Origin of the sequence: Luteimonas sp. MC1825, from assembly GCF_014764385.1 — a bacterium.
Lineage (GTDB): Bacteria > Pseudomonadota > Gammaproteobacteria > Xanthomonadales > Xanthomonadaceae > Luteimonas.
This window is the reverse complement of the sequence record NZ_CP061714.1, coordinates 478,836-495,587: the sequence shown is the minus strand read 5'-3', so window position 1 is coordinate 495,587 and position 16,752 is coordinate 478,836. Positions and strand designations below refer to the sequence as shown.

19 protein-coding genes and 1 tRNA gene are annotated in these 16,752 nt (G+C 70.0%); 5 read left to right on the top strand and 15 right to left on the bottom strand.

Going from position 1 to position 16,752, the window contains the following annotated elements; all coding sequences use genetic code 11:
* Nucleotides 1-101 precede the first annotated feature (101 nt).
* The 3 genes from IDM46_RS02330 to IDM46_RS02320 all read right to left on the bottom strand — a co-directional run bounded on the left by IDM46_RS02330 (nt 102) and on the right by IDM46_RS02320 (nt 1,622).
* Complete coding sequence (locus IDM46_RS02330; RefSeq protein ID WP_182822911.1) at nt 102-320, bottom strand: YdcH family protein; 219 nt, start codon at nt 318-320, stop codon at nt 102-104.
* 343 nt (nt 321-663) lie between these two features.
* The gene (locus IDM46_RS02325) at nt 664-1,296 is read right to left on the bottom strand and encodes a hypothetical protein (RefSeq protein WP_185114699.1); all 633 of its coding nucleotides are present in this window, start codon (nt 1,294-1,296) and stop codon (nt 664-666) included.
* A complete protein-coding gene (locus IDM46_RS02320; protein ID WP_223878004.1) occupies nt 1,293-1,622 on the bottom strand; it encodes a DUF4398 domain-containing protein in 330 nt (109 codons plus the stop codon). Before IDM46_RS02320 ends, IDM46_RS02325 begins: the two co-directional genes overlap by 4 nt.
* A 152-nt stretch (nt 1,623-1,774) precedes the next feature.
* Between IDM46_RS02320 and IDM46_RS02315 the strand changes: the two genes are divergently transcribed.
* Entirely contained in the window at nt 1,775-2,890 is a 1,116-nt protein-coding gene (locus tag IDM46_RS02315) for a PilT/PilU family type 4a pilus ATPase (RefSeq protein ID WP_182822918.1), read from the top strand.
* A 4-nt stretch (nt 2,891-2,894) separates the two neighbouring features.
* Here the strand turns inward: IDM46_RS02315 and maiA are convergent, their stop codons facing one another.
* The 6 genes from maiA to rplM all read right to left on the bottom strand — a co-directional run bounded on the left by maiA (nt 2,895) and on the right by rplM (nt 6,463).
* The gene (gene maiA / locus IDM46_RS02310; protein WP_182822920.1) at nt 2,895-3,560 is read right to left on the bottom strand and encodes a maleylacetoacetate isomerase; all 666 of its coding nucleotides are present in this window, start codon (nt 3,558-3,560) and stop codon (nt 2,895-2,897) included.
* Nucleotides 3,561-3,637: 77 nt separating this feature from the next.
* Nucleotides 3,638-4,627: a fumarylacetoacetate hydrolase family protein gene (locus IDM46_RS02305; protein ID WP_185114698.1), complete on the bottom strand. Its 990-nt coding sequence runs from the start codon at nt 4,625-4,627 to the stop codon at nt 3,638-3,640.
* A 76-nt stretch (nt 4,628-4,703) separates the two neighbouring features.
* On the bottom strand, nt 4,704-5,447 hold the full coding sequence (locus IDM46_RS02300) for a 2OG-Fe dioxygenase family protein (protein WP_221441764.1): 744 nt from the start codon (nt 5,445-5,447) through the stop codon (nt 4,704-4,706).
* A 66-nt stretch (nt 5,448-5,513) separates the two neighbouring features.
* Nucleotides 5,514-5,588 (bottom strand) — tRNA-Gln (locus IDM46_RS02295).
* Between the two features lie 51 nt (nt 5,589-5,639).
* Nucleotides 5,640-6,032, bottom strand: a complete 393-nt coding sequence (gene rpsI, locus IDM46_RS02290) for a 30S ribosomal protein S9 (RefSeq protein WP_182822924.1) — start codon at nt 6,030-6,032, stop codon at nt 5,640-5,642.
* A gap of 2 nt (nt 6,033-6,034) precedes the next feature.
* Nucleotides 6,035-6,463, bottom strand: coding sequence for a 50S ribosomal protein L13 (gene rplM, locus IDM46_RS02285; protein WP_182822926.1), 429 nt, complete (start codon nt 6,461-6,463; stop codon nt 6,035-6,037).
* Between the two features lie 186 nt (nt 6,464-6,649).
* Between rplM and coq7 the strand changes: the two genes are divergently transcribed.
* On the top strand, nt 6,650-7,291 hold the full coding sequence (coq7, locus tag IDM46_RS02280) for a 2-polyprenyl-3-methyl-6-methoxy-1,4-benzoquinone monooxygenase (protein WP_182822929.1): 642 nt from the start codon (nt 6,650-6,652) through the stop codon (nt 7,289-7,291).
* Between the two features lie 13 nt (nt 7,292-7,304).
* On the opposite strand, the gene sugE is transcribed toward coq7, so the two are convergent.
* Nucleotides 7,305-7,622, bottom strand: coding sequence for a quaternary ammonium compound efflux SMR transporter SugE (gene sugE / locus IDM46_RS02275; protein WP_182822931.1), 318 nt, complete (start codon nt 7,620-7,622; stop codon nt 7,305-7,307).
* A gap of 15 nt (nt 7,623-7,637) precedes the next feature.
* Complete coding sequence (gene speD, locus IDM46_RS02270) at nt 7,638-8,429, bottom strand: adenosylmethionine decarboxylase (RefSeq protein ID WP_182822933.1); 792 nt, start codon at nt 8,427-8,429, stop codon at nt 7,638-7,640.
* Nucleotides 8,430-8,644: 215 nt separating this feature from the next.
* Between speD and crp the strand changes: the two genes are divergently transcribed.
* The 3 genes from crp to IDM46_RS02255 all read left to right on the top strand — a co-directional run bounded on the left by crp (nt 8,645) and on the right by IDM46_RS02255 (nt 10,586).
* Nucleotides 8,645-9,277, top strand: coding sequence for a cAMP-activated global transcriptional regulator CRP (gene crp / locus IDM46_RS02265; RefSeq protein ID WP_223878048.1), 633 nt, complete (start codon nt 8,645-8,647; stop codon nt 9,275-9,277).
* A gap of 7 nt (nt 9,278-9,284) precedes the next feature.
* Entirely contained in the window at nt 9,285-9,755 is a 471-nt protein-coding gene (locus IDM46_RS02260; RefSeq protein ID WP_182822936.1) for a GNAT family N-acetyltransferase, read from the top strand.
* Nucleotides 9,756-9,830: 75 nt separating this feature from the next.
* A complete protein-coding gene (locus IDM46_RS02255) occupies nt 9,831-10,586 on the top strand; it encodes a sulfite exporter TauE/SafE family protein (RefSeq protein WP_182822938.1) in 756 nt (251 codons plus the stop codon).
* Here the strand turns inward: IDM46_RS02255 and IDM46_RS02250 are convergent.
* Genes IDM46_RS02250 through cphA form a run of 4 tightly spaced genes read right to left on the bottom strand, consistent with a single transcriptional unit; the run spans nt 10,562 to nt 16,736 of the window.
* On the bottom strand, nt 10,562-11,323 hold the full coding sequence (locus IDM46_RS02250) for a haloacid dehalogenase-like hydrolase (protein ID WP_182822940.1): 762 nt from the start codon (nt 11,321-11,323) through the stop codon (nt 10,562-10,564). The genes IDM46_RS02255 and IDM46_RS02250 overlap by 25 nt on opposite strands.
* Nucleotides 11,320-12,138 carry an indole-3-glycerol phosphate synthase TrpC gene (trpC, locus tag IDM46_RS02245; RefSeq protein ID WP_182822942.1) on the bottom strand — a complete coding sequence of 273 codons (819 nt, stop codon included), beginning with the start codon at nt 12,136-12,138 and terminating at the stop codon, nt 11,320-11,322. The genes IDM46_RS02250 and trpC overlap by 4 nt, the downstream gene beginning before the upstream one ends.
* Nucleotides 12,135-13,916, bottom strand: coding sequence for a Mur ligase family protein (locus IDM46_RS02240; RefSeq protein ID WP_223878003.1), 1,782 nt, complete (start codon nt 13,914-13,916; stop codon nt 12,135-12,137). Before IDM46_RS02240 ends, trpC begins: the two co-directional genes overlap by 4 nt.
* Nucleotides 13,917-13,943: 27 nt before the next feature.
* Complete coding sequence (gene cphA / locus IDM46_RS02235; protein ID WP_185114696.1) at nt 13,944-16,736, bottom strand: cyanophycin synthetase; 2,793 nt, start codon at nt 16,734-16,736, stop codon at nt 13,944-13,946.
* Between the last annotated feature and the right edge of the window lie 16 nt (nt 16,737-16,752).

Below are 16,752 nucleotides of genomic sequence, written 5' to 3'. Positions count from 1 at the left end.
TCCGTTGCGTGGCCCCGGCAGGTGGCGCGTGCGCGGCGGCGACCGACGAGGATGGCCGCCGCCGCGCACGCTTGCCTGGTTACGGCGTGGGGGGAGTGGAATCAGTGGGTCAATGTGTCGAACATCTGCGCCAGGCGGTCCTTGGCGACGAGCTTTTCGCGCTTCATCTGCGCCAGCCTGGTGTCATCGATCGGCAGAACGCCGAGTTCCGCGTCGAGCACCTTCTTGTCGAGTTCCTTGTGCCGGTGGTAGAGCTGGCGGAACTCCGGGTTGGACTTGAACAGCTCGTCCATTTCCGCCTGCGGTTGACCTTCGAACATGGAGACCTCCTTTCAGCTGTGGCCCGCGCGGCCCTCCGCGCGGACATGCAAAAACGCCCCGGACCCTGCGGCCCGAGGCGTATCGTTTGAAGCTGGACCGGCGCGTTCCGGACGCCCCCTCGGGAACGTCCGCGGGGCCTTGCCCGCGGCGACATTCCCGTTGGAGTCGCACGATTCCGTCACGTCACCCTTCCGCTCCGCCAGGCGGCCTCACCGTAGGTGGTCGCCGCCTGCAGGACCGACCCTACTCCTCCCGACCTGGGGGGGCAAGGCCGCCGCGGAGGGTGCGGACAGCCGCCGGACAGGCGGCCGCCCGGACCCGCTTCCGGGGTGCTTGCGGGCGTCAGCGCGGGCGCCTGGCGGGACCCGGCACATCCCGCATCAGCTCGGCTTCCTGGCGCTTGAGCTCGGCTTCGCGCTGTCGCGCCGCACGCAGCTTGGCGGCCTGTGCGCCGGCCACGTCGTCCAGCACGCCTTCCACCTGCTGGCGGGCGCTGGATTCCTCCTCGGCCGCCAGGCGCAGGCGCTCGGCCTCCTCGGCCTGCACCTGGGCCTGGATGCGCAGCCGCTCGGCCTCCGCGCGGGCGCGGGCGGCATCCTGGCGGCTGGCTTCCACCAGCAGTTCGCTGCGTTCGCGCTCGAGGCGATCGAGCTCGCGCCGGTCGACGGCGTTGCCTACCGCGATTTCCGCGGTCTCGACCCGCCATTCGGCGACCTGGCGTGCGTCCGTGCGCCCCTGGCCGCTCCTTGCGGCCGCCAGCGCATCCACCGCCTGGCGGGCCTGGAGACGCTCGTACGCGGCCAGCGTGTTGCGTACGGGATCGGTGTCGAGCGCCTGCAGGCGGGACTCCAGGCGCGCCAGTTCGCTCGCGGCCTGCGTGCGCGCCGGCGCCTGCCCGCGCGGCTGGACCTGCGCCATGGCCGGCGTCGCCAGCAGTGCGATGGCGATGGCCGTGGCGGCGATGATGCGGGTCATGGCGTGCCCTCCATGCCGAGGCGCTGGCGCAGGCCGGCCACCTCGCTGCGGCGCTGTGCAAGCGCGGATGCGGTCTGCGCCTGCTCGCTGCGGGCCTTGGCGAGGTCGGCCGAAGCCGCCGCCAGCTGCGCCAGCACGCGAGCGTCACGCTCCTGGCCGGCCGCCATCGCCGACTGGGCGCGGCTCAGCGCGGTGCGTGCGCGCTCGAGCTCCTCCGGCGCGTACTGCTGGGCATCGGCGGCATCGGCGCGCGAGACCGCCTGTTGCGCGGTGGTGAGTTCGGCCGTGGGTGGTGGCAGGCTCGCGCAGGCCCCGAGTACGAGCACCGGAACGAGACACAGGCCATGCAGGGCCGTCTTGAATTGTGCGAAGCTTGTGCGCATAGGGGGTCGTGCCGATTGGGGGATCGCGCGGCCATTGTTATCAGCATCCGCCCGGTACGCAACGTGCCGGCGCGGCGCGACAGGGGATATCGGCAATGGACATCGGCTATTTCCTCAAGCTGATGACGGAAAAGAATGCCTCCGACATGTTCCTGACCACCGGTGCGCCGGTGTACATCAAGGTCGAAGGCAAGCTTTACCCGCTCGGCAATACCGGCCTGCCTCCCGGCATGGTGAAGAAGATCGCCTACTCGCTGATGGACGAAGGCCAGGTGCCGCAGTTCGAGCGCGAGCTGGAGCTCAACATGGCGCTGTCGCTGGCCGACTCCGGGCGCTTCCGCGTCAACGTGTTCAAGCAGCGCGGCGAGGTCGGCATGGTGATCCGTGCGATCCGCAGCACCATCCCCTCGATCGAGGAGCTGCAGCTGCCGTCCGTGCTGAAGGACATCATCATGGCCCCGCGTGGCCTGGTGCTGATCGTCGGGTCCACCGGCTCGGGCAAGTCGACCACGCTGGCGTCGATGATCGATTACCGCAACAGCACCACCCCGGGGCACATCCTCACCATCGAGGATCCGATCGAATACCTGCACCGGCACAAGAAGTCGATCGTCAACCAGCGCGAGGTCGGCATCGATACCCACGCCTTCCACAACGCGCTGAAGAACGCGATGCGCGAGGCGCCGGACGTCATCCTGATCGGCGAGATCCTCGACGCCACCACGATGGAGGCCGCGATCGCGTTCGCCGAGACCGGCCACATCTGCCTGGCCACGCTGCACTCCAACAACGCCGACCAGACCATCGAGCGCATCCTCAATTTCTTCCCCGAGGCGGCGCACAAGAACGTGCTGATGAACCTGGCGCTGAACCTGCGTTCGGTGGTCTCGCAGCGCCTTGTCGTGGGCACCGACGGTCGCCGGATGCCGGCCACCGAAGTGCTGATCAACACGCCGATGATCCGCGACCTGCTGCGCCGCGGCCAGGTGCACGAGATCAAGCAGGCGATGGAGGAGTCGCTGGAGGAAGGCATGGAGTCGTTCGACCAGTGCCTGTTCCGGCTGTTCAAGGACGGCCGCATCGAGCGCGAGACCGCGCTGCGGGCAGCCGACTCGCGCGACGGCCTGGACCTCAAGTTCCGCCTGTCCGAAGGCGGCGACGAGCACGACCCCTACGCCGACGTCTTCGACACCGGCCACGCCTCGCACTGAGGCGTCAGGCCATTTCGGGCGCGTCGGGCTGGCGCTCGGGGCGCGCGGCGTCGAATGCCGGAAGTTGCAGGCAGTGTTGCTCGATGCGCGCGATGATCGGGAACGCCGCCATGTCCACGCCGAACCGGCGCGCGTTGTAGACCTGCGGCACCAGGCAGCAGTCCGCCAGGCCCGGCGCGTGGCCGTCGCAGTATTCGCCGGTCGAGACATTGCCGGCCAGCAGCGCCTCGAGCGCGCGGAAGCCCTCGACGATCCAGTGCTTCACCCACACGTCGCGCTCCGCGCCGGGCACGCCCCAGTCGCGCTCGAGGTACTGCAGCACGCGCAGGTTGTTGAGCGGATGGATGTCGCACGCCACCAGTTGCGCCAGGCCGCGCACGCGGACGCGGTCGCGCGCGGTGGACGGCAGCAGTGGCGGCGTGGGCCACATCTCGTCCAGGTACTCGAGGATCGCCAGCGACTGGCGCAGCATGCGCTGGCCGTGTTGCAGCACCGGCACGAGCTGCTGCGGGTTCATGGCCGCGAAGTCGGGCTTGTGCTGTTCGCCACCGTCGCGGACCAGGTGCACCGGGGCGATGTCGTAGGGCAGCCCCTTGATGTTCAGGCCGATGCGCACGCGATACGCGGCGCTGGAGCGCCAGTACGAATGCAGGCACAAGGATTCATTCACGGTCGCCACCTGGCCACTCCTCCCCCCGTTCCCCAAATCTTCCCGCCTGGGCGGGGCCGGCGCGCCGCTGGCGTCCCTCAGGGTGCGCCCTGGTGCTCGATCCGCTGCTCGATGGCACCGAAGATCGTCTCGCCCGCGGCATCGAACATCTCGATGCGCACGCTGTCGCCAAAGCTCATGAACGGCGTGAGCGGCTGGCCGTGCTCCAGCGCCTCGACGGTCCGCTTCTCGGCGAAGCACGATGCGCCGAGCGTGGTGTCCTCGTTGGCGATGGTGCCGGAGCCGACGAGGGTGCCCGCCGACAGCGGCCGCGTCCTGGCCGCATGCGCGACCAATTGCGCGAAATCGAACTGCATGTCGACGCCGGCCTCCGGTGCGCCGAACCATGCGCCGTTGACATGGGTGACCAGCGGCCGGTGCAGCTTGCTGCCGCGCCACGCGTCGCCGAGCTCGTCGGGCGTCACGAACACCGGCGACAGCGCCGAACGCGGCTTGGACTGCAGGAACCCGAAGCCCTTGGCCAGCTCGCCCGGGATCAGGTTGCGCAGGCTGACGTCGTTGACCAGTCCGATCAGCTGGATATGCCCGGCGGCCTGCTCCGGCGTGACCGCCATCGGCACGTCGTCGGTGACCACCACGATCTCGGCCTCGAGGTCGATGCCGTGTTCTTCGCTGGTCACCCGCACCGGGTCGCGCGGGCCGAGGAAGCCGGCGCTGGTCCCCTGGTACATCAGCGGATCGGTGTAGAAGCTCTCGGGCACCTCGGCACCACGCGCACGGCGCACGCGCGCCACGTGCGGCAGGTAGGCGCTGCCATCGAGGAATTCGTAGGCGCGTGGCAACGGGGCTGCAAGCTGCGCCGGTTCCACGTCGAAGGCGCCATCGGCGTCGCCGGCGTTGAGCGCGTCGGACAGCGCCACGAGGCGCGGCGCGATGTTGGACCAGTCCTCGAGCGCCTGCTGCAGGGTCGGCGCGATCCCGGTCGCGCGCACGGCACGCGCGAGATCACGCGACACCACCACCAGCGTGCCGTCGCGGCCGCCCTCTTTCAAAGAACCCAGCTTCATCACCGCTCCGCGAAAGCCACAATCCGCCGATTGTAGCGGGGCGGTGGGTGGCGTGTGGGGAGAGCATTTTCTGCTCTCAATCCTCACCCTGGAACGCACCTGCCCGGTAGGTCAGGACGAGGGTGTCGCGGTGGCCGGTGGCGTCTGCGTCGAGCGGCTGGATCGGGGTCGACTCGTGGATCATGCGGGTGTCGTCCAGCAGCAGCAGCGACCACGGGTCCTCGAGCGTGAAGCGGTGGCCGTCGGGGCCGGCGGCATCGAACACGCGGGTCTCGCCACCCTTGATGCCGTGGCGCTCGACGACGAACACGGCGACGAAATCGACGCCGTCGCGATGCGCGCCCTCGGGCGTGGGCCGGCCGATGCCGTCGCTGGTGTCGATGCGGAACTGGTGCGCTTCCACGTACCACGGAATGGCGGCGCGGACCTGCGAAAACAGCGCGCCCAACGCTTCCAGCAGCCGCGGCCAGGCAGGCCTTCCCACCACACCCGGCGAAAGCGGCTGGTACATGCGCTCCATGCCGCCATGCAGTGCGTTGTAGTCGAGCGACTGCCAGTGCGCGCGATGCGGGGCGAGATGCGCGCCCTCGCCGTCGACGATGAAGCAGGAATGCCGGCGCCGCCGATAGCTGCCGCCGTCGCGCAGGTAGCCGTCGAGCGGCAGGTCGCTCCAGCCGACCTGCAGGCCGGCGACGTCCATCGGCGTCATGCCCGCAAGTGCGGCGACCATCGCGGGCGAGAGTACGGCATACCCGTCATCGCGCAGCGCCGCCAGCACGCCGTCCTCGGCGGTATACGGCGGGGGGAAGGTCATGGCCATGTGCGGACTCCGGCAGGCGGAAAGGACGAAGCCCGCACGTGGCGGGCTTCGGGCCTAGCTTGGATATGGCAGCCCCGGAAGGATTCGAACCTCCGAATGCCTGAGTCAGAGTCAGGTGCCTTACCGCTTGGCGACGGGGCTATGGAGCAAATTGTAACGCAGGATCGCGCGAGGCGATCCTGAATACCTCGATCAGCGCTTCGAGAACTGGGTGGCGCGACGTGCCTTGTGCAGGCCGACCTTCTTGCGCTCGACTTCGCGCGCGTCACGGGTCATGAAGCCCGCCTTGCGCAGTTCGGTCTTGAGGGTCTCGTCGTACTCCACCAGCGCGCGGGCGATGCCCAGGCGGATGGCGCCGGCCTGGCCGGTGGTGCCGCCGCCGTGCGTGGTCACGTAGATGTCGAAGCTCTCGGTGTTCTTGGTCAGCTCGAGCGGCTGGCGCACGATCATGCGCGCGGTCTCGCGGCCGAAGAACTCGTCGAGCGGACGCTCATTGACGGTGATGGTGCCGGTACCGCGGCGCAGGAACACGCGGGCGGTGGAGGACTTGCGACGGCCGGTGCCGTAATTCTGGGTGATTGCCATGTTCAGATATCCAGGACTTGCGGCTGCTGGGCGGCGTGCGGATGTTCGGCACCCTTGTAGACCTTGAGCTTCTTGTACATCGCACGGCCGAGGGTGTTCTTCGGCAGCATGCCCTTGACGGAATGCTCGATCACGCGCTCCGGGTGGCGCTGCAGCGCCTGCGCCAGGGACTCGGACTTGAGGTTGCCGATGTAACCGGTGAAGCGGTAGTACATCTTGTCGGCCAGCTTGTTGCCGGTCACGTGGATCTTCTCGGCGTTGACCACGATGATGTAGTCGCCGGTGTCGACGTGGGTGGTGTAGACGGGCTTGTGCTTGCCACGCAGGCGGCGCGCGATTTCGGTGCTCAGGCGGCCAAGGGTCTTGCCGGTGGCATCGACGATGAACCAGTCGCGCTGGACGGTCTCGTTCTTGGCAATAAAGGTTTTCATCGGGAACTCTCAGGGGTGACTGGTCGGGTTGGTTCCGGGCCTGGGCCGGGAACTTCGCCACGCGTTTTCACGTTCCGGGAACGCAAGAGGCGGAATTGTACCGGCCGGCCGCGTTCGCCGCAAGTTGGAGGTTGGCTGGCCCTTCGGCCGGTGGCCGGCGCCGATCGGCGGGCGCACAATGCCGGCATGACCACGCGCACCCTCTCCCCGCTTGACCGCCTGCTGGCGGATGCCCAGAACGCACTGGAAACCGTTGCCGGACGGCCGCGTGCCGAGCGCCGCAACCCCGGCGCGGACCACGCCGAGGTGGTGCTGGACGAGCCCGAGCGCCGCCACGCGGCGGGACTGATGCGCATCAACCATGTCGGCGAGGTCTGCGCGCAGGCGTTGTATGTCGGGCAGGCGACGGTGGCCCGCGACGCCGCCACGCGCGCGCACCTGCTCGAGGCGGCGCAGGAGGAAACCGATCACCTCGCCTGGTGCGACGACCGGCTGCGCGAACTCGACAGCCGGCCCAGCCTGTTCAACCCGCTGTGGTATGCGGGCAGCTACGCCATCGGCCTGCTGGCCGGGCTGCGCGGCGACGGCTGGAACCTCGGCTTCGTGGTCGAAACCGAGCGCCAGGTCGAGGCGCATCTCGAAGAGCACCTGCGCACCCTGCCCGAGGCCGACCTGCGCAGCCGCGCGATCCTCGAGGTCATGAAGGCCGACGAGGCCCGCCACGCCGACAACGCCGAAGCCGCCGGCGCGCGCCTGCTGCCGCAGCCGATCCCGACCTTGATGGCCGTGGCGTCGAAGCTCATGAAGACCGTCGCTTACCGGATCTGACCGCCGGCTTGCGTCAGGCCGAAACCACCTTCAGCCCGACCACGCCGCCCACGATGAGGGCGATGCACGCCAGGCGCGCAGGCGATGCGCTTTCGCCCAGCGCCAGGATGCCGATCGTCACCACGCCCACGGCGCCGATGCCGGTCCAGATGGCATAGGCCGTGCCCACCGGGATGACCTTCAGCGCCTGGGTCAACAGCCACAGGCTGATCGCGGCGGTGGTCACCGTCCAGACGCTGGGCCACAGGCGGGTGAAGCCTTCGGTGTACTTGAGGCCGATCGCGAAGCCGATCTCGAACAGGCCGGCGAGCAGCAGGTGGATCCAGGCCATCGCGGCGGTTCCTCGTCACTCCACCAGGTTGCGGCCGTGGAAGAGCTCCTCGATCTCGCGCTTGAGCAGCGCCTCGATCTTCATGCGCTCCTTGAACGACAGGTTGCGCGCCTTCTCCTCGAACAGGTACTGGTCGAGGTCGAAGTCCTTCAGGTGCATCTTGGTGTGGAAGATGTTTTCCTGGTAGACGTTGACGTCGAACATCTCGTAGCGCGACTTGACGTTCTTGGCCAGGTAATCCTGGATCGAGTTGATCTTGTGGTCGATGAAGTGCTTCTTGCCCTTGATGTCGCGGGTGAAGCCGCGCACGCGGTAGTCGGCGATGACGATGTCCGACTCGAAGCTCTCGATCAGGTAGTTCAGCGCCTTCAGCGGCGAGATCACGCCGCACGTGGCCACGTCGATGTCGGCGCGGAAGGTCGCGATGCCCGCCTGCGGGTGCGTCTCGGGATAGGTGTGGACGGTGATGTGGCTCTTGTCCAGGTGCGCGACCACGGCGTCGGAGATCACGCCCTTGGCCGCCGCCTTGTCGATCACCGGCTGCTCCGAGATCAGGATCGTCACCGACGCGCCCTGCGGGTCGTAGTCCTGGCGGGCGATGTTGAGGATGTTGGCGCCGATGATCTCGGCGACGTCGGTCAGGATCTGGGTGAGCCTGTCGGCGTTGTATTCCTCATCGATGTACTCGATGTAGCGCTGCCTCTCTTCTTCGGACACCGCGTAGCAGACGTCGTAGATGTTGAAGGAAAGCGCCTTGGTGAGGTTGTTGAACCCCTGGAGCTTCAGGCGGGGGAGCGGCTTGACCACGGCATCGGATCCAGGTTCGGCGGAAAGTGCGCGATTATGCGGCATCGCGCCCCGGGGGGCGACCCGCCGCCGGCTTGGGGCCGCATATCGGGGCACAACGGGTTTGCCCGCGGGGGTCGAACGGCCTACTCTCCCTGAATCCCCCGTTCACCCTGCCCATGAATACAAGCCCTGTGGCCATCCTCAGTACCTATAGACGCCCCCTGCATCCACTCATGCCGTCGCCGGCGACGATCGAACGTTTCCTGGCGCACTGCCACCGCCGACGCTATCCGCCGCGCACCGAGGTGTTCCGCCCGGGCGACCAGGCCGGCACCATGTATTACGTCATCAACGGCTCGGTCAGCATCATCACCGAGGAGGACGATGGTCGCGAACTGATCCTCGGCTACTTCGGGGCGGGCGAGTTCGTCGGCGAGATGGGCCTGTTCATCGAATCCGACGTGCGCGAGGTGATCCTGCGCACCCGCACGCAGACCGAACTCGCCGAGATCAGCTACGAGCGCCTGTACCAGCTGTTCGAGGGATCGCTGTCCGGAGATGCCACGCAGATCATGTATTCGATCGGCGCGCAGCTGTCGCGGCGCCTGCTCGACACCAGCCGCAAGGCCGGGCGCCTCGCCTTCCTCGACGTCACCGATCGCATCGTGCGCACGCTGCACGACCTGACGAAGGAGCCCGAGGCGATGAGCCATCCCGACGGCACCCAGCTGCGCGTCTCTCGCCAGGAGCTCGCCCGCCTGGTCGGCTGCTCGCGCGAGATGGCCGGCCGCGTGCTGAAGAAGCTGCAGATCGACGGCAAGCTGCACGCCCGCGGCAAGACCGTCGTGCTGTACGGCACGCGCTGAGCCCCGCGTGCCGGCGCATTTCGAATCCCGCGGCACCCTGCCGGAGGCCGACCTGCGCAGCGCGTCGTCGATCGACGCCGACGACGTCGCCGCCCTGCTCTGCGAGATGGGCTACCCCTGCGACCGCGCCGATGCCGCCAGGCGCATCGCCGCGATCGTCGGCGACGACCGCCAGGCGCTGGTGGTCGCGCGCTGCGGCGGCGTGGTCTGCGGCCTGGTGGCGCTCGACTTCATGTATTACCTGCCGCTGGACACCATCACCTGCCGGATCACCGCGCTGGTGGTGACCGCCGGCGCGCAGGGCCGCGGCCTGGGCCGCCAGCTGCTGCGCGAAGCCGAGCGCCGCGCACGCGCCGCCGGGGCCGCGCGCATCGAACTCAGCAGCGGGTCGCAGCGCAGTGACGCGCACGCGTTCTACCAGGCCTGCGGCTTCGGCGACGGCACGGTGCGCTTCGTCAAACGCCTCGGCGACGCTTGATCCAAGGCGGCGCCCGTCACCGCCGCCCCGCTATCCTGAGCCCCTGAACCACGCGCCTGGCGCGACGGGAGGTGCATGGACCTGCTGGGCGCAGATTTCGCGATGTTCGTGGCCATCGGCCTGTGCGCGCAGCTGGTCGATGGCGCGCTGGGCATGGCCTACGGGCTGGTGTCGTCCTCGATCCTGCTGGCGATGGGCATGCCGCCGGCGGCGGTCAGCGCCAGCGTGCATACCGCCGAAGTGTTCACCACCGGGGTCTCCGGCGCCGCGCACGGCGCGATGGGCAATGTCGACCGCAAGCTGATGCTGCGCCTGGCGGTGCCGGGCGTGGTGGGCGGGGTGATCGGCGCCTACGCGCTCAGCCGCATCGACGGCGACGCGATCAAGCCATGGATCCACGGCTACCTGCTGGTGCTGGCGCTGCTGATCCTGCTGCGCGCCGGCGGGCGCCTGGTGCCGCGCAGCCGCGTGAAGCGCGTCGGCGTGCTCGGCTTCTTCGCCGGCCTGTTCGACGCCATCGGCGGCGGTGGCTGGGGGCCGATCGCCACCTCCACCCTGCTTGCGCGCGGTGGCGAGGCGCGGACCAGCATCGGCACCGTCAGCGCCTCGGAGTTCATGGTCACCCTGGCGATCTCGGTGACGTTCCTGCTGTCCATCGGCCTGGAACACTGGAAGATCACCCTTGGCCTGCTGATCGGCGGGGTGGTCGCCGCACCGGTCTCGGCGCTGATGGTGCGCCACGTGCGCGAGCGCCTGGTGCTGTTCGCCGTCGGCGGGCTGGTGCTGGCGATCAGCGGCTTCCAGATCTACCGCGCGCTGTTCGTCGCCTGAGCCGGCACCGGATCACCCGCGCGGTCCGGGCAACCCCAGTTGAGGATCGGCGTGCCGGCCGGCAGTTCGCGCCGGAACAGCGCCACCGCGCCGGGCTTGGGATTGACCACCACCGGCGAGCGCGCGGCGCGCAGCAGCGGCAGGTCCGCACTGGAGTCGGAATAGGCGATGGCGATGTCGCCCCATCCACGCTCGCGCAGCATGCGCATCTTTTCCTCGTTGTGGCAGTGGCGCACCGCGACCACCGCGCCAAAGCGCGGCCCGGCGAGCGTGCCGACCACCGGCACGTCCTCGTGGGCCACGAACGCGAGGATGGCGCGCGCCAGTTCCGGCGGCGCGCCGGTCGCCACCACCACGCGGTCACCGCGTTCGCGATGCGCCTGCATCACCGCCAGCGCCACCGGCAGCAGCTTGGCGCGGATGGCTTCGACGTGCCCGTCGACGTAGGTGTCGATCAGGTCATCGAGGTCGCGACGGCGATGGAAGCCGACCGTGCCGGCCCAGACGAACGCCGAGATGCCGACGCGGCGGGTCGGCAGGAACGCCACCATCGGCGCGAACACCGGCGCCATCACCAGCGCCAGCGCCGTGCGCCAGGGACTGCGGCGGATCAGCCAGGCGAACAGGTGGCTGCCGGAGTCGCCGTCGTACAGGGTGTGGTCGAAGTCGAACACCACCAGCGGCGCGTCCGCGCGCGGCACGCCGCGCGCCGTGTCCGGTTGGTCGACGCTGCTCATGCCGCGAACAGCGCGCGCAGCGCCTCGCCCGGGTCGTCTGCGCGCATGAACGCCTCGCCGACCAGGAACGCCTCGACGCCCGCCGCGCGCAGCCGCGAAACATCGGCCGTGGTCATGATGCCGCTCTCCGACACCAGCCGCCGGCCCGCGGGCACGCTGCCGGCCAGCGCCTCGCTGGTGTCCAGCGACACCTCGAAGCTGCGCAGGTCGCGGTTGTTGACCCCGAGCAGCGGCGCGCGGCCGTCGACTGCGGGCAGCCGCAGCGCGCGCGCGAACTCGTCGGCGTCGTGCACCTCGGCCAGCACGTCCATGCCCAGCGACAACGCCTGCGCGCTGAGCGCGGCGAGCAGCGCGTCGTCGAGCGCGGCGACGATCAACAGCACGCAATCGGCACCGAGCACGCGTGCCTCGTCGACCTGGTACGCATCGACGATGAAGTCCTTGCGCAACACCGGCAGGCTGCAGGCGTCGCGCGCGGCCTGCAGGTAGGCATCGGCGCCCTGAAAGAAGTCGATGTCGGTGAGCACCGACAGGCAGGCGGCGCCGCCGGCTTCGTAGCTGCGCGCGATCGCCGCGGGATCGAAGTCGGCGCGGATCACGCCTTTCGACGGGCTGGCCTTCTTGACCTCGGCGATCACCGCGGAACGGCCCGAGGCGGCGACGCGCTCGATGGCCGCCGCGAAGCCGCGCACCGGGGGCGCGTCGGCGAGGCGCGCGGCGAGCGCTTCGCGCGGCACGCGGGCGCTGCGCTCGGCGACTTCCTCCACCTTGCGCGCGAGGATGCGTCGCAGCACGTCCTGGCGGGGTTCGTTCATGGCATGTCGTCCTCTCTCGGGGGCAGCGGCTGGCCGGCCCGCCAGCCCTGCGCGTGCAGCGCGTCGAGCAGGTGGACCACGCAGGCACGCGCGGAAAGTTCATGCACCGGCAGCGCGAGCAGGTCACCGGCACGCGCCCATTCGAGCGGTCGGCGCGCGGCCTCGACCTCGTCGAGACGGGTCTCGATTGCGTCCGTGCCGACGCCCGAAGCAATCAGCGTGGCACGCATGATACCGGCCACCTCGCCCGCGGTACGGCCGCGCTCGTAGCCGCCGATGTCCTTCAGCACCACCAGCTCCGGGCGGTAGGCCGCCGCGGTGGCGGCCACCGCTCGCAGGTCGGCATCCTCGCGGTTGCCGGCGTGGCCGAGGATCATCGCCAGGCGACCGGTGCGCCGGTCCGCGCCGATCGCGCGCAGGAAGCCGTGCAGGCCCTCGGGGTTGTGCGCGTAGTCGACGAACACATCGAGCGTGTCGAAGCGCCAATGCTGCAGGCGCCCGGGGTTGTCGCCGCTGCCGGCACCGAAGCGCGCCAGCGCGGACGCGATCGTCGCCGGCGGCACGCCCATGGCCGACGCCGCGAGGCTCGCGGCGGCAATGTTGGCGACGTTGTAGGTGGCGCGGCCGCCCAGCGCCAGCGGCATGTCGGCCACCGCGCCGAGGTCGTGGTCCCGGCTCCGCCAGTGCAGCTGCAGGCGACCGGCGTGCACGCCGCAGGTCGCGCCGCCGCGGGCGCGATGCGCCACCAGCCATGGCGCCCCCGCATCCAGCGCGAACCAGCCCAGTGGCCGGCTGCTGTCGGCGCCGAGCTCGCGCAGCAGCGCGTCGTCGGCGTTGAGCACCAGCAGGCCGTCATCGGCCACGGCACGCGCCACGGTGAGCTTGACCCGCGCGAGGTCGGCCAGTCCGTGCACGCCGTACTCGCCGAAGTGGTCCTCGCTGACATTGGTCACTACCGCCGCACGTACGCGCTCCACGGCCAGGCCGCGGCGCAGCAGGCCGCCGCGCGCGGTTTCCAGCACCGCGGCCTCGGCCCGAGGCTGGCGCAGCGCGGTGCGCGCGCCGGTCGGGCCGGAGTAGTCGCCGGACTCCAGTTCCACGCCGTCGAAGAACACGCCATCGGTGCAGCTGTGCGCGGTCAACCAGCCATGCGCGCGCGCCATCGCCGCCACCAGGCGCACGGTGGTGGTCTTGCCGTTGGAGCCGGTGACCAGCGCGCAGGGAGTGTCGTGCACCGCGGCCCAGTCGACTGCATCCGCCGACGGCAGCGCGCGCACCGGCCAGGTCGCCGCGCCACTGCCCGCGCCCACCGTGGCTTCGTCGTCGTCGGACAGGAACGGCAGACCGCGCGCGTGCGCCGCGGCACGCAGCGCCACAAGCCGTGGATTGGCCTCGGCCGCGGCCACCGCGCGCAGGGTGTGCAGCGCGCCGTCTGCATCGCGATGCGACGCGTGCCCCGGCGCCATGGCCTCGTCGCCCGCCTGGCCACCGGTGGACGCCACCGCGGCGGACCACGCCCACTCGTTGACCTCGGTGGCGGCATACAGCTGGTCGAACGGCGCCTCGAACGCGAGCGAGGCGCCGCTGGCATGCGGACGCGCCAGCACCGCGCCAGCGGGCCAGCCGAGCGCCACGCGCGCGGCGGCGATGTTGCCGGCCCAGCGCGCGAGCGTCGCGGCATCCACCGTGGGCCCGGTCACCGTTTCCAGCGCGGCGCCGGGGCCGGCGAAATAGACATTCGCACCGGTCAGCCGGCGCGAGTCCTCGAATGCGTCCACCACGTCAGTGCCCGCCTGCGCTCATCGTCAGTCGCTCTCTTCACGCTCGAATACCAGGCCGCGTTCGTCGCGCACCACGCCGTCCATCGCCGCGACCGTCGCCGCGTCGTGCTCGGACTCCGACAGCGTCGGCGGCTCGACGCGCACCGGCGCGGGCGGTGCCTCGCCATCGGCGCGGAACTTGGTGATCTGCTTCCAGGTGCGGGTCAGCGCGTCGGCCAGCACCAGCACCAGGTCGCCAGGGCGGCCCATGCGCAGCGCGGCATCCACGGCGGCCTGCTCGTCGGGGATCACGCTGATCATGGCGTCGCCCACGCCGGCGGCGCGCAACGCGTCCGCGATGATGCGCGGCACCTCGTCGCCGTCGCGGCCGCGCAGGCCGTCGTCGCGGCGCACGATGTAGTGGTCGAACTTGCCGGCCACGCTGCCGGCGATCGCCACCAGGTCCTCGTCGCGGCGGTCGCCCGGCCCGGCGACGACCACGATCCGGCGCCCGGCCACGTCAAGCCGCTGCGCCAGCCCGGCCATCATCGCCACCGCGTGGGCGTTGTGCGCGTAGTCCATCACCACCTTGAACGGATGCTCCTCGAACACGTTCATGCGCCCCGGCGCCTGGAAGAACGTGGAGTCGAAGGTGCGCAGGCCCTGGCGGATGGCATCGAGCTTGATGCCGAGCGCATAGGCCATGGCCGCGGCGAACATCGCGTTCTGCACGTTGTGCAGCGCGCGGCCCTCGAGCGTCGCCGGTATGAGGTGCGTCCACATCAGCGGCAGGTGCGCGCCCTTGTCGTACAGCGTGACCATCTGCCCGTTGACGCCGGCTTCCAGCGCGCAGGCGCGGCCACCGGCGCGGATGTGCTCGCGGACCAGCGCATGCGAGGGATTCATGGTCACGTAGCAGATGCTGCGCGCATCGGTGTACGCCGACATGCGCAGCACCTGCGGGTCGTCGGCGTTGAGCACCGCGCATTCGCGTGCCACCTCCACCACCACGCGCTTGACCTCGGCGAGCTGTTCCAGCGTATCGATGCCCTTCAGGCCGAGGTGGTCGGCGGCAACGTTGAGCACCGCGCCCACGTCGATGTGGCGCACGCCCATGCCGGCGCGCAGCAGCCCGCCGCGCGCTGTCTCCAGCACCGCCATGTCGATCTGCGGGTCGCGCAGCACCATGCGCGCCGAGGTCGGCCCTGTCATGTCGCCCTCCACGGTGCGCTGGCCGTCGATGTACACGCCGTCGGTGGTGGTGAGCCCGGGCGTGTAGCCGGCCATCTTGGTGATGTGCGCCAGCATGCGCGCGGTGGTGGTCTTGCCGTTGGTGCCGGTGATGGCCGCGATCGGCACGCGCGTCGATGCGCCGGTCGGGAACAGCATGTCGATCACGCGCCCGGCCGGATCGCGCGGCGTGCCCTCGCTGGGCGCCACGTGCATGCGGAACCCGGGTGCGGCGTTGACCTCGCAGATCGCGCCGCCGATGGTGCGGTAGCTCTCGTTGATGTTGGGCGTGATGAAATCCACGCCGCCGACGTCCAGCCCGATCGCACGCACCGCGCGCTCGGCCATGTCGCGGTTGTCTGGATGGATGGTGTCGGTGACGTCGGTGGCGGTGCCGCCGGTGGACAGGTTGGCGGTTGCGCGCAGGTACACCACCTCGCCTTCGGCGGGCACCGAGTCCGCGGCCATGCCCACGCGCTCCATCATCAGTGCCGCCGCGTCGTCGAGCTCGAGCCGCGTCAGCACCTTCTCGTGGCCCACGCCACGCCGTGGATCCTGGTTCACCACCTCCACCAGCTCGGCGATGGTGCTGCGGCCGTCGCCCACCACGTGGCCGGGCGTACGCCGGGTGGCGGCGACCAGTTCGCCGTCAACCACCAGCAGGCGGTGGTCGTCGCCGGGCTGGAAGGTCTCCACGATCACCGAGCGCGAATGCTCGCGCGCGACGTTGAATGCGTCACGGATGGCGTCGTCGCCGCGCACGTCGATGGTGATGCCGCGGCCGTGATTGCCGTTCCACGGCTTCAGCACCACGGACCCACCAAGGCGGTTCGCCGCCTTGATGGCGTCGGTCTGGCTGTTGGCCATGATCTGACGCGGCACCGGCAGGCCCAGCGCGCCGAGGATCTTGTTGGTTTCCTCCTTGTCGCCGGCAAGCTCCACGGCGATGTGCGAGGTGCGCCCGGTGACCGTGGCCTGGATGCGCTGCTGGTACTTGCCGTGGCCGAACTGCACCAGCGACTGCTCGTTGAGGCGCATCCAGGGGATATCGCGCTCCTCGGCGGCACGCACCAGGGATGCGGTCGAGGGACCCAGCTGGCGTCGCTGTGCGTAGCGGATGAACGCGGTCAGCGCCTCCTCCCATTCCCAGCCATCGGGCACGCTGCCCGGCGTGCGCAGTGCCTCGGGCAGCAGCGATTCCAGCAGCTTCAGCGCGAGCTCGCCGGCGGCGATGCCCTCTTCGCGCTGCGCGTACTCGTACACCACCGAGTAGACGCCCGGGCGGTCCTCATCGATGCCGCGGGTCTTGCCGAACGTGACATCTTCGCCGGCGACGTTCTGCAGCTCGATCGCGACGTGCTCCAGCACGTGGCCGAGCCAGGTGCCCTGGCCTTCGCGCAGCCGGCGCAGGAAGCCGCCGGGTTCGCGGTACGAACAGCCGTGTTCGGCCAGCCCCGGCAACGCGGCGACCAGTCCGTCGATGAAGCCGGCACCCAGGCGCGCGGTGGGCCACTGCTCCAGCAGGCCCAGGTCGAGCTCGAGGCGGATCACCGGGAAGTGCGCGTACAGCGATGGACCGACGTAGACGGAACGGTTCAGGACGCGCATGTGGTTCCCTTCAAGG